The sequence below is a fragment of the Pedobacter sp. AK017 genome (assembly GCF_014200825.1).
Taxonomy (GTDB): Bacteria; Bacteroidota; Bacteroidia; order Sphingobacteriales; family Sphingobacteriaceae; genus Pedobacter; species Pedobacter heparinus.
Genome location: NZ_JACHCW010000017.1, coordinates 74,948 through 88,554 on the forward strand (window position 1 = coordinate 74,948; position 13,607 = coordinate 88,554).

Consider the following 13,607-nt stretch of genomic DNA (forward strand, 5'->3'; position numbering starts at 1 on the left):
GTTAAAATCAAACTAAATATAATAACGTATGAGGAAAATGTTTACAAAAGCGATTTTTACACTTTTGCTAGCTATTACCGGATTTACGGTATATGCCCAAAGTGTCGTGGTTAGTGGCTTGGTTACCGATAAGCAGACTAAACAACCAATACCAGGTGTTGGAATCACAGTAAAAGGCACTACCAGCGGCACTGCTACCGGTGCAAATGGCAGATATTCGTTTAGTACAAGTCAGAAACCCCCATTTGTCCTCGTTATTTCTTTCCTGGGTTATGCATCAATAGAGCAGGAGATTACCGGTAATACATCTGGTTTGATTGCCGAACTGGAACCTACGGCAATTTTGGGACAGGAGGTTGTTATTTCAGCTTCGAGAACTCCTGAACGCATCCTGGAATCACCCGTAACTATTGAAAGAATTGGTGCTGCGGCAATTAAGGAACTGCCCAGCGCTTCTTTTTACGATGCACTTACCAGTTTAAAAGGGGTAGAAGCGAGTACGCAAAGTTTAACTTTTAAATCTATCAATACTCGTGGGTTCAACTCTAACGGCAATACCCGCTTTAATCAGTTTGTTGATGGAATGGACAACCAGGCACCCGGATTAAATTTCTCTGTGGGCAATATTATTGGTTTGTCGGAATTGGATATAGACAATGTGGAATTGCTGCCTGGTGCTTCCTCTGCTTTATATGGTGCCGGGGGAATCAATGGTACATTGTTAATGACTTCAAAGAACCCCTTTAAGTATCCGGGCGCGAGTTTCCAGTTCAAAACTGGGGTAAACCATGTAAATGACGACAATTCTGCAGTACAGCAGTTTAACCAGCTGGACGTGCGTGTGGCCAAAGCCTGGAACAACCGCTTTGGTTTTAAAGCTACCTTTTCTTATCTGCAGGCAAAAGACTGGTTCGGAAATGATTCCCGGAATTTTGACCGGGTAAATAATGTTTTAAAACCAGGAGACAGAAATTCAGACCCGAACTATGATGGTATCAACGTTTATGGCGATGAAGTGAGCCAGAATATGCGTAACCTGGTACAGGGAAGCATAGAGCCTGCAATCCGGGCTGGAATATTACAGGCATCGGGCAACCAATTCGACCCGAGGCTTGCGTTGGGTAATGTTCCCGCAGGATCAAGTTATCCTGTTTATTTAAATTTTATCAATACCAATGTGCCTGCTGCACTTCGTCCCGCAGTTATCAATCAATATCTCCCTTTTTATTACGGCCTTACCTACCCTGCATTATTACCTAACCAATCTATTTCCAGAGATGGTTATAATGAAGCAGATCTGGTAGATTACAATACAAAATCTTTAAAAGCTTCAGGTTCATTTAATTATAAGATAACCAGTACGATAGAAGCAATAGCGCAACTAACATGGGGAAGTGGAACTTCTGTATATACAGGTGCCGACCGCTATTCTTTGCGCAACTTTAGTATTGGTCAGTATAAACTGGAACTAAAAGGTGAAGATTTCTTTTTAAGAGGTTATACCACACAGGAACGATCTGGTGATTCTTATATCTCTTCCGTTTTGGGTGTGTCTATTAATGAAGTAGCAAGCCCCAACAATACCTGGTTTCCGGCTTATATTGGTAGTTTTATAGGTGCACGGTTGGGCGGCCAATCGGTAGATGCGGCACATGGAACGGCCAGGACAGCTGCAAACAGCACAGGACGGGGACGTCTTTTGCCCGGAACTGTTGCCTTTGAAAATGTCAAAAATCAAATCATGAATACGAACATCAGTGCTACCAATATCAATCTCACTGATCCTTCAAAGAGTGTATATGGGGCAAGGTTTGACGATAAGACCAATTTGTATCATTATGAAGGGATGTATAACTTCAGCAATGCATTAAATAATGTAGTTGAACTGCAGATTGGCGCTTCGTCAAGGCTGTATCAGCTGCGTTCAGGTGGAACTATTTTTGACGACCTTAACGAAGACCTGAACATCAATGAATACGGAGCTTTTGCCCAGCTGGGTAAGAAACTATTTAAGGATAAGTTTAAACTGACTTTTGCCGGGCGGTATGACAAGAGCACAAATTTTGAAGGCAGGTTTACGCCAAGGATTACAGGGGTGCTCACTGTAGCCGAAAACAACAACATCCGTGCCTCCTATCAGACAGGATACCGCAATCCGACTACCCAAAACCAATATATCGATCTTTCTGTACTTGGCGGAGCTACACGGCTTATTGGTGGTTTGCCAAGAAGTTTGAACAAATATAATCTGTATGCCGATAAAGGTGTTTTAAGGAAAGATTATACAGCTTACCTGGCTTCTGTAGCGTCAAGCCCAACCAATACAGGTGATCCAAGTTTATTGGTACCCTATACATTTGATGCCAAAGGGTTGCGTCCTGAAAGTGTACAATCTTACGAATTGGGATATAAAGGCTTGATCAGTAAACAATTGCTGATAGATGCTTATGGATATTACAATACCTATAAAGATTTTATCACTGCCATTACACTGTTCAGGGGCGGTACAAGTTATGGTGTGCCGGTAAATGCAGCAGGTAATGTAAATACTTATGGGGCAGCATTAGGGCTGGATTATTTGTTGAATAAATATACTTTGAGCGGAAACGTTTCCTATAACCAGATCGGTGATTTGCCGGCCGATTATGACAATGACTTTAATACACCTAAAATACGTTATAACCTGGGTCTTGCGAACAGGGAGATCATTAAAAATGTGGGTTTCAATGTTCAGTACCGCTGGCAGGGTAAATATCACTGGTTCTCCTCTTTTGTAGTAGGCGATGTGCCGGCTTTTTCTACATTTGATGCCCAGGTTAATCTAAAGGTTCCTTCGGTCAATTCGATGATCAAGATTGGAGGGTCAAACATTTTAAATAAATATTACGTTACCTCTTTTGGTAACCCTGCAATAGGTGCACTTTATTATGTATCCTATACGTTTAATCCTTAAAACATTTATTTTAAACAGGATAAGCCCTGGCAGTAATGTCGGGGCTTTTTTACGGCCCCAATTTTATCTTATAATAATCCTTTGGTTTTAATAGAAATTTTAACACCTTAGTTGTACAAAGTACACGAAGTAAATCTGTCGTGTTTCTACATAAGGGGGTTTTCATGGAAGAATTAGACAAACAAAACAAAGAAATAAGCGATATAAGTACCGGGGAAGTGGTTGAAGAAATTGTTCAGCATTTAAATAATCCTGTTTCGGGCCCGAAACCAATTGTAAAAAAATACCTGAGCACCGTAGAACAGGTATATACAGAAAGTAACAAGTTTTATTTTTCCGACGGTGACGCACGTGTAGAAATCAGGGTAGTTAGCGATGAGATCATCAGGGTAAGACTGGCACCACATGGTGTTTTTCTGGATGATTTTTCCTATGCAGTACCGGTGGTAGACCAAAAGGTGACTACATTTAAAATGGAGGAACAGGAAGCGTGTTATTCAGTTTCTACCAACACCGTTACCTGTAAAGTTAGAAAAAGTGATTTTCACATTTCCTTTACCGACAATCAGAACCAGATGGTCATGAGCGAGGATGAATCGCCGATGCACTGGGAAGAAAATATTGAATTTGGCGGTTATTATGTATATGCGACCAAGAAGTGCCTTCCTGATGAGAATTTTTATGGACTGGGCGATAAATCGGGAAACATGAACCTGCGTGGGCGTCATTTCCAGAACTGGAACACTGATGCTTATTCTTTTGGCTGGGACCAGGATCCTTTGTACCGTACCATTCCTTTTTATACAGGTGTTCACCAGGGAGCGGCTTATGGAATATTTTTCGACAACACTTTCCGTTCTTATTTCGATTTTGGAAAAGAAGACAGCGCCAAGACCAGTTTCTGGGCCGATGGGGGTGAACTTCAGTATTATTACATACATGGCCCGCACTTGATGGATGTAGTAAAAAGATACCAGAGCCTGACAGGAACACATCCTATGCCGCCAAAATGGGCCTTAGGTTATCACCAATGCAGATGGAGCTATTATCCTGAGCAGAAAGTAAAAGAGATTGCAGATGGCTTCAGGTCAAGAAACATTCCATGTGATGCCATTTATCTCGACATAGATTATATGGACGGTTACCGTTGTTTTACCTGGAACAAAAACCATTTTCCAGACCCTAAAAGAATGATCAAAGAACTGGCAAATGATGGTTTCAAAACAGTTGTAATGATAGATCCGGGAATTAAGGTAGATGATAATTACTGGGTATTCAAAGAAGGGAAAGCCAATAACTATTTCTGTCGCAGAAGTGATGATTATTTTATGGAAGGCCATGTTTGGCCGGGCAGGTGCCAGTTTCCGGATTTTACCAATCCAACCGTTCGCGAATGGTGGGGTAAACTGTATAAAGAACTGGTTGATATAGGTGTTGCAGGAGTTTGGAACGACATGAACGAGCCTGCTGTATTTGGCTCTGGCACTTTTCCTAATGATGTCAGGCACAATTATGATGGGTATAGAGGGTCGCACCGCAAGGCTCATAATGTTTATGGCATGCAGATGGTGCGTTCTACTTACGACGGACTTAAAAAGTTAATGCGCAATAAACGCCCTTTTACCATTACCCGTGCCGGGTATTCGGGCATGCAGCGGTATGGCTGCGTGTGGACGGGCGATAATGTGGCTACATGGGAACACCTTAAAATTGGTAATATTCAGTGTCAGCGCATGTCTATTTCGGGGGTGCCATTTTGCGGAACGGACATTGGTGGTTTTAGTGGTGAGCCAGATGGAGAATTGTTTACACGCTGGATACAGTTAGGTACCTTCTCGCCATTTATGCGGGCCCACTCTGCAGGAGATACAGCAGAACGTGAGCCATGGAGCTTTGGTGAGCCCTATACAAGTATTAACAGAACTTATATTGAGCTCAGGTACAGGTTAATGCCTTACCTGTACTCGGTTTTCTGGGAACACCATCGCTATGGTTTTCCTATACTACGGCCATTGGTTATGCTGGAGCAGGAAAATAGCAGTAACAGCTACCGCCAGGATGAATTTACGTTTGGCGATAAGATCCTGGTATGTCCGGTGTTGGAACAGGGGGCTGTATCGCGGATGGTATACCTGCCCAAAGGTAAATGGTATAATTTCTGGACCCACGAGGTTTTAAATGGTGAAAGCGAACATAACATTAAAGCACCTTTGGCACAAATGCCGCTATTTGTAAGGGCTGGTGCTGTAATACCCGAATATCCGGTAATGCAATATGTTGGTGAAAAGAATGTTGATGAAGTATTATTAAATGTATATTACGCAGATTATGAAGTAAATTCATTCCTTTTCGAAGATCATGGAGATACTTTTGCGTATGAGCAGGACATTTATTCAGAGAAAAAGTTTAGTGTTAAAGGTACGGAGTATCAGCTTACGATAGAACAAAGTGTTGATGGATTGTATACGCCAAATTATGAATGGTACGAGTACAACATCATTGGCTTGCCTTTTAATGTAAATAAGATTACCGTAGATGATAAAGATGTTGTTGACTATCAGTTGGATGAAAATAGTTGTCTGCATTTCAGATCAAATAAAAATTTTACCAGTATAAAAATATATAACTAATGAGAGCAGTGCTTGTCCATAGCTTATTCAGTGATTTTGATATTTCTTTATTTGTTTCAGGGAAGCACTTTAGGTTGTATGAGAAATTTGGAGCGCAGCTGATCCATGTTGAGGGGGTAGCGGGTACTTACTTTGCGGTTTGGGCGCCCAATGCCCAGGCTGTACATGTAATTGGCGATTTTAACCAATGGAACCGGTCGGCCCATGCTTTAAACAAACGCCTGGATTCATCTGGCATATGGGAAGGTTTTATCCCTGGTATCGGCAAGGGTGAGCTTTATAAGTTTTTAGTAAAAGGTTTTAACGGGCTGGAAGTAGAAAAAGGCGATCCTTATGCCAAAAGATGGGAACATCCGCCAAAAACAGCTTCTATTGTTTGGGACAATGATTACAAATGGAAAGATAAAGCCTGGTTAAATAAGCGCCCTAAATTAAATGCACTGAACAAGCCCATGTCGGTTTATGAGGTACATCTGGGATCCTGGCAGCGTGATCCGAGTGAACCTGATCGGGTGCTGACCTATATGGAAATTGCCAATAGCCTTGTTCCTTATGTGCTGGATATGGGTTTTACGCATGTCGAGTTCATGCCTTTAATGGAATATCCCTACTTCCCATCCTGGGGATACCAGATTACCGGATATTTTGCAGCAAGTTCGCGGCATGGTACTCCTCAGGAACTGATGTACCTGATCAATGAACTGCATAGAAATAACATTGCTGTAATTATGGATTGGGTGCCTTCTCATTTTCCAGGTGATTCGAATGGCCTTTACCATTTTGATGGTACGCATTTGTACGAACATTCGGATATGCGCAAAGGTTTTCATCCCGACTGGAAATCCTATATTTTTAATTACGACAGGAACGAAGTGCGTTCATTCTTAATCAGCAATGCACTGTACTGGCTGGATAAATTCCATATAGATGGGTTAAGGGTTGATGCCGTAGCTTCTATGCTTTATTTCGACTTTTCCCGCAAAACAGAGGATGCTGCCAAAAATGAATATGGGGGCAGTGAAAACCTGGGGGCTATCCAGTTTTTAAAAGACCTTAACATTGCGGTATATGGTAATTACGAAGGGGTACATACCATTGCCGAAGAAAGCAGTACTTACCCCCTCGTAACACATCCGGTACACAATGGTGGCCTTGGTTTTGGGATGAAATGGATGATGGGCTGGATGAACGATACGCTAAAATATTTCAAAAATGATCCGATCAACAGAAGGTACCATCATTATCAGCTTACTTTCAGCATTACATATGCTTTTACAGAAAACTTTATGCTTCCGTTTTCTCATGATGAAGTGGTACACGGCAAGTCATCCATGATTTATAAAATGCCTGGCGATGAGTGGCAGAAGTTTGCCAATTTAAGGGTATTGTATGCCTATATGTTTACCCAGCCTGGTACAAAGCTCTTGTTTATGGGGAATGAATTTGCGCAGACCCATGAATGGGATTTTAAAAGTTCGCTGGACTGGCACTTACTGGAACACGCACCTCATATTGGTATGCAAAAAACCGTAAGGGCAATCAATAAATTATATGTTTCTGAGCCGGCCCTATTTGAGCATAGCTTTTCTGCTGAAGGTTTTGAATGGATCAATGCGGATGATGCCAGGCATTCTATTTACATCTACATCAGAAAAGGCAAAAAGGCAAAAGATACCTTAATTGTAATTTTGAACCTGACACCTGTTTACAGAGAAAATTATAGAGTTGGCCTACCATTCAGAGCCAAATGGAAGGAAATATTTAATACAGATGCCAAAGAGTTTTTTGGCAGTGGAAAGCTGAACAATAAACTGATACTTCCTGAAAAAGTAGGTTGCCACAACAGGGACTACTCGGTTGTATTGAATGTTCCACCCCTGGCGGTTACCATACTTAAACAAGGCGTTTAGTTTTTTTTATGATCTTTAAAAGGTGATAAATACCGGATGCAGCGGCCAGTAAGAGGGTGGCGGGCAGTCCGTAGGTCTGCAGCATGCTTTGGGCAGGCTTTAATGTTACTTTTTTATCGTAGCCCATATAAATAAGTGGGTCCCAGTAATAGGGCAGGTATTCCTGTGCCTGTCTTTCTTTATTTTGCAGCCAGCTTAGTTTGGCATGGTGTAATGCCGTGCTGATTTCCTGTCCCTGCAACATGTTGCTGTAACAGGTTGCCGTAATTTCTGATGCTGCCTTGTCGTTTACGTTCCATAGTCCTGCAATAGTGCCCCCGGTACCTATTGCTGCAAATCCTCTGCTCAAACTAATAATGCCCTCACTTGCATTCATTATACCATCTGCTGTTCTGCACGCACTTAATACGATCAGGTCGGGAGCCGTTTTTCTGGCAGATAGTTCAAATAGAAACACTTCGTTGTCATTAAAGGACAAGGTGGGTTCTTTTTGCAGTCCGGAAAGATAAGCATGTGTGCTTATATGCAATACATTTGCTTTATCAAATGCATTAAAAAAATCTTTTACACCTGCCTCTTTATCTTTCATGAAACTTCCGCCGATAATTTTCTCTATAGCCTCAGCTTCTTTGGCTACAGCAGGGATAAATTGCTTGTTTTTATTTTGATGGGTAATAAACAAACCCGAAAAATTAGGGATTTGGATAGTTTTTTTTGCTGCCTGGTTTATCCAGGTCTGGATAGAAAAAGCATAGGACAAGGACTGGCTTCTAATAAGGTAGGGCCAGTTTGCTATGGATGGTTCGTAATTTATATCCGTAATCAGGCCGTCAAAGGATAAATAACCAATAATTTCATCGGGTATAATGATCAGTTTATCATTTTTGTTAAATTTAAGATCACCAAGTAAAGCTCTGTAAATCTGATTTGAAGCCAAAAAGAAAGCCTCTGGCTGATTCATCATTGCTGAGGGGCCACTATGGTAATAAGTACTTACAAAATTGAAGATCGTTTTTTTTATTGCCGGGGCTGCCCGGACCTGTTTAATGTGTTTTACCCTGTTGCCGTAAATTTCTACCACATAAAGATTTTGTGTGCCTAAAAAGAATGCAATGAAATGAGCATGTGCAGGCAATTGGCTTAACGGTTCAGCGGTACGCCCAAATCCTGGACTGTCTTTATTTATGATCATGGATGGATAACGTTTGATTAAATCCTTTTCCAGCGCTTCCAGTTTAAACTTTAATACAGCATAGCGTTGTTCTGCTTCTTTAATATCCCCCTTACTTTGTAACAGTTCCCTTTCATTGTAGGCGATAGCCTGTTCAAGCTTTGCTTTTTGTTGAAATAGGGTGTCATTTGTTGAAAGCGTTAACTGCTGCTGGCTTCTTCTGATATCGTCCAACAGGGTACGGGCTTTGGCTTGCTCAATGATGTCAACAATTGCTACTGCATAGCTATGCTGTTTTGTTTTTTGAAGCAAATCAAAAGCAATGGCGATTGCTTTTTCTGCCATCTGTTTGGTCTCGGCCTGAAAGCGTTGTTTGGTTTTTACATCTGCAAGTTCAAAGCGGATCTTATCTGCAGCAAGCAGAGCGAGGCGGATGTTTTCCAGCGCTTCCTTTTCTTTTCCCAGTAAGTTAAGTGCCAGCGATTTTTGGTAAAAAACATCTACCAGACGATTATCCCCAAATATTTTTTTTAGTGGGATTTGCAGACTGTTGTCTATCAGGCCAAAGGAGCTTAAAGTTTGGTTAAAGTAATGTATGGCTTCAGCCGCCTGTTTTTGTTCCAGCTTAATCTTACCCATCTGGGTATAGGTATAGGCCTTTTCCCTTAGGCGGTTCCCCTTATAATATTGATCATTAATACTTAAGGCCAGTTTATAATACTTCCAGGCCAAACTGAAATTATTTTTCCTGAACTGGATGTTACCTGCGGTAATGTAACTGCTCATCAACCAGTAAGCAGTTTCGAAATCTTGCTTACGGCTCTCTTGCCGGGCAATATTCTTGCCGATCACTTTTTCGGCAAGCTCCAGTTCTTCTTTATCATTATAAATATCAGCCAGTGTATTGTCTAATAAAATTAGCTCAACAGCTGTATAGCCGGCTTTTTTTTTGCCAAGTAGAATACAGTCCTCTGCATTTTTAAAATCGCCTAAAGAACGGTAAGAGATGGCCATGTTATTATAAACAGCCACAGCTAACGAATCATTGCGCTCTTTGTTTGCATAGTCGAGCGTTTTTTGCTGAATGAAAAGCGCCTTTTCGTAATCGCCCAAACGGGTACAATTGTTTGCCCAGGGTTTCAAGACATATTCGGCTATACCCTCCACATTCAGTTTATGGTTTATATAATAATTATAAGCCAGTTCATAATAAGATATGGATTGAAGGATATTTCCGGAATACATCTGGTTATAGCCCAGGTTACTGAGGAGCATTAACCAGGCTTCTTTTTCAGGAGTATATTGCGGTTTACGCCAGCTATCCCGTTCTGTGCGCATTAAAAAAGGCAGACTTTGACTGGGGTTGTGATAACAATAATCAATCCTGGTATAGATCCATTCCGAGAGATTATCTTTTGTTTTTAAAGAATCGAGCGTTTTACGGAGATATTGGGGTATGTTTTCTGCAGGTTGTGCCACTACAAAACCAAAAAATGCAAGATAAATAAGAAGCGTACAAAACCAGGATTTAGCTATTCTCATTAAATGCCATTTTAGCTAAAATACGCTTTTTGGCTAAAATTTCCATGTTAAATAAGTAATTAGTCTGTTGTCGGATCCCTGAAAAGTATGTAAATACCTGAAGCCTATTGCAGGACCAACATGTACTTTTCCTACCTGTATGTCTGTAAACAAGGTATTCTGGAAATCATTGAAGCTATTGCTCACTTTGTTAAATGCCTGCTTAAGGGTAACCTCCTGCCTTACACCCGCAGCATTTACAATTGTATATAAGGCTGTTTTGGAAGGGGTATATTGTTCATCAATATTAAATGAGACCAGTGTACCAATTCCAGCACCGATGTACTTATTGAAATTATATCTCATTTGGAGCGGAACAATGTTGATGGTGATTACTTTACTGCGCAGCATGCTGTCTGCATATTTAAGTGTACCTTCCTGTTGCTTACCATCTATAATAACAGGAACCAGTCTGTCATTGCCCTGGGTTCTTTTAATCAGGTATTCTTTTTCTGCATATGAGCTGCCGTACAATTCTACCTGCCAGTAGTACCTGTGTGGTGCGTAGGGTGCAAGGCTTGCCCCAAAAGTGATGTTGTTTTGCCCGGAAAATGGTGTATTGCCATTTTTAAATGGAAAACCATAGCCTGCAATAATACCTGGAGACAGACCCATTTTGTATTTGCCTGTAGCTCTATTGGTATAAATTGGTTCATTTTTATCAAATACAATGGCAGCCCCACTTTTAAAAGGCAGTTTTTTTGGTTTTTCCTTAAAACCAATCCTGTATTCAATAAAACCCATAGTAGAATCTGCATCGTTAACCCCTTTCTGCTGTAGGCCAGGCAGATAGATGTTCCTGAATATAAAGTGCAAACTATCTGCTGTGCCAACTGTATCCAGACAGCTTTGATTGGCATAGGCGGTATTGCACAAGACAAGTTTGGGTTTTGAGTCGGTAATTTCTACTGAGCCTTTATTTAATACTTCTGCAATGGCTACGCCCACATCAATCTGCTTAGCAGGACCCTTGCCCGTATTTTGGAACCGTACTTTATAGGTCAGTTTTTTATTCTTTCCTGTAAAGCGAAAGTTCATCCTGCTGTTCCTGAGCATCATTTTATTAGGGTCATGAGAGGCTACGATTTGTAGTTCAAGCGTGAAAAACTCTGTTACCGCCAATGGGTTATCGGGAATAAACATGCCCGTCAGTTTTACAACGGCATTGGTGTCTTTGATCATCTCCGGGGTAGTTTTAAACTGCATGAACATGAATTTTTCTTCTCCTGCTTTCAGGTTCTCAAACTTCCAGCTTTCGATTTTCCTGTACGCAGCTGTTTTTTCCCTGATCAATGCCGTACCTTCAGGATCAAAAACGACAGCTGGCCGAGTGTATTCCGGACCATTAATCGACGCATAAAAAGGATGCTCAGTACTTACCTTTCGGGCAGCTACGGCCCCATGTTTTTCCAGGAAAGTCTTTTTTTCCTGGTTATAGGTACGGGTTTCAGCCAGTTCAAAATTATCCTTATTAAATTCTTTATCGTTAAATAAAATGGAGACCGTACCACCCAGGTTTGCCAGGCCATTCTCCATTTTATTGCGGTAGCCAAAAACCAGCATCATGTCATCGCCAGGTTTGGGCATACAATTAGTTTTGAGTTCAATTGCCCCGCCCGATTTAAAAAAGTTGGGTGCAGCTGATGTTTTAACTGCGGCCAGAACAGGCCTGTTGCTGCCAGGTTTTAAGGGTTTAGGCCTTGTTGGCGGTCGTTTGCCATCGTCATAACTGTTGGTGGCAAATAAACGGACATCATATTTTAAGGTATCCGGATAACTGTGCTGAGGTTCCTTTTCAAAAGAGAACTGCCCGTCACCAAACTCCCAGAAATAAGTATAAAAGGGTTCTGGTGCGCCGGCAATCTGACGTAAGGGGCGTAGAACAGAACTAAAAGTGACTACACCATTTTCTATTTTATGGTTAATAATGGCCGGCACGGTATCTGACGGTACAATTGCGGCCTGAACGGTTGTAGCAACCTGAGGTTGTTTAACCTGTGCACAAAGGCTGGCAGGCGCAAATATTTGCAGCAAAATGATTACCGTAAATAATAAAATAGCGTGTAACAGTTTTTTCATATTTGCTAATAAATTTAATAATATAATTAATAAATCAATGCCGCTTTATAGTTAAAAGCTTTGGGCAGAGCTATTATATAATCCTGGTAGGTTTAGATTAAAACAGAAAAAAGATAAAGCCCAATAAGGGCCTTATCTTCATTGTGTGTATTGATTGGGATGCTAATAACTGTTAAGGCTGTTTATGGCAGCCTGTATTGCAGCCTCAGTAGTTTCAGTGAGGCTAAGTGTTATATTTTGATTGGCACTTATAGTGATCTCCTGTGCCGCGTAATAAAATTTACCATTTTTAATAGAAAAGGAAAACATACGTCCTTCAGAGCCAACAGGCATCATGTTGTCATAGCTTTTTACTTTATTCGGTCCATCTGGAGTATAAAGTTGGGCTACTACATTACTGCCTTTTGCACAGAAATATACATAAGTTTCTCCGGTGTAAGAATAGAAGCTTGCCATTGAACCGGGGTTGTTTAATACTTCTACCCTTACGGTGGTTTTAGGATTTGTATAGTTATAGAATACATCACAATTGATCCAGCCGAGGCTTCCAAAATTAAAGGTAAATGTATTCTGGGTGGCAGTTACATCATTAGGAACCTGACCATTGGCTTTTCTTGGTGCTGCCCAGGCCATTTGATTTTCTGCTGCAGCTACCAGGGGTTTGTCCTGCTGATCTACACCAATCCACAGTTGAGTGGCACCATCTCTTTTTGCAGGTATAGCTATTTGCACAGGTACAGCAAGGTTCTGGTCTACACTAACACCGTTCGATTTTACATCAATAAAGATAAAACCGTCTGATGCAAGTGGTGCACCTGAGGAATGATTGGTATTTGCCCCTGAAAAAATAACTGTACTTCTTTTGAGTACTTCGTAGGCTTCAACGCTGACATTTCCGGTAACAGCAACACCTCCTTTGGTTAATGAGCCAACAGGGAAAGTTACTTTTGTTCCATCTAAAAATGTAACGGTTTGAGGGAGGGATGAGGCGTTGATTTCTTTGACTTGTTTCTGGGCACCGTATTTAGCGGTAAACTCTTTTGCAGTATTTACCGTCCCTCCATTCTCGTCACCTGAATTTTGTTTTTTACACGCAAAGTTTAAAGAGATCAATGCGATAAATAATGCTGATGTTAAGTTAAATGTTTTCATAATGTTTAATTTTAAAATTGCTTACTCTGTTAAGGCTTTTCAGCGTTCGCCATTGGATGATTCGATTAGATATCAAGGGCAGTTAAAAATTGTTACCCCCCTGGTTCAATTTTTTTTACTGCACTATCAAA

Annotated in this window: 6 protein-coding genes; 3 read left to right on the top strand and 3 right to left on the bottom strand. The window is 41.0% G+C overall.

Annotation, left to right across the window (positions count from 1 at the left end):
- Positions 1–28 precede the first annotated feature (28 nt).
- The 3 genes from HDC92_RS20725 to glgB all read left to right on the top strand — a co-directional run bounded on the left by HDC92_RS20725 (position 29) and on the right by glgB (position 7,493).
- Positions 29–2,953, top strand: coding sequence for a TonB-dependent receptor (locus tag HDC92_RS20725; RefSeq protein ID WP_255484613.1), 2,925 nt, complete (start codon positions 29–31; stop codon positions 2,951–2,953).
- Between the two features lie 164 nt (positions 2,954–3,117).
- The gene (locus tag HDC92_RS20730) at positions 3,118–5,583 is read left to right on the top strand and encodes a glycoside hydrolase family 31 protein (protein WP_183876925.1); all 2,466 of its coding nucleotides are present in this window, start codon (positions 3,118–3,120) and stop codon (positions 5,581–5,583) included.
- Positions 5,583–7,493: a 1,4-alpha-glucan branching protein GlgB gene (gene glgB / locus HDC92_RS20735; RefSeq protein ID WP_183876926.1), complete on the top strand. Its 1,911-nt coding sequence runs from the start codon at positions 5,583–5,585 to the stop codon at positions 7,491–7,493. The genes HDC92_RS20730 and glgB overlap by 1 nt, the downstream gene beginning before the upstream one ends.
- On the opposite strand, the gene HDC92_RS20740 is transcribed toward glgB, so the two are convergent.
- From HDC92_RS20740 to HDC92_RS20750, 3 genes are all read right to left on the bottom strand, one after another.
- Positions 7,477–10,206 (bottom strand): CHAT domain-containing protein, encoded by a 2,730-nt coding sequence (locus tag HDC92_RS20740; protein ID WP_183876927.1) that lies wholly within the window; start codon positions 10,204–10,206, stop codon positions 7,477–7,479. The genes glgB and HDC92_RS20740 overlap by 17 nt on opposite strands.
- Positions 10,207–10,239: 33 nt before the next feature.
- Positions 10,240–12,324: a PKD domain-containing protein gene (locus HDC92_RS20745; RefSeq protein ID WP_183876928.1), complete on the bottom strand. Its 2,085-nt coding sequence runs from the start codon at positions 12,322–12,324 to the stop codon at positions 10,240–10,242.
- Positions 12,325–12,486: 162 nt separating this feature from the next.
- Complete coding sequence (locus tag HDC92_RS20750; protein WP_015809108.1) at positions 12,487–13,476, bottom strand: hypothetical protein; 990 nt, start codon at positions 13,474–13,476, stop codon at positions 12,487–12,489.
- Positions 13,477–13,607: the final 131 nt, after the last annotated feature.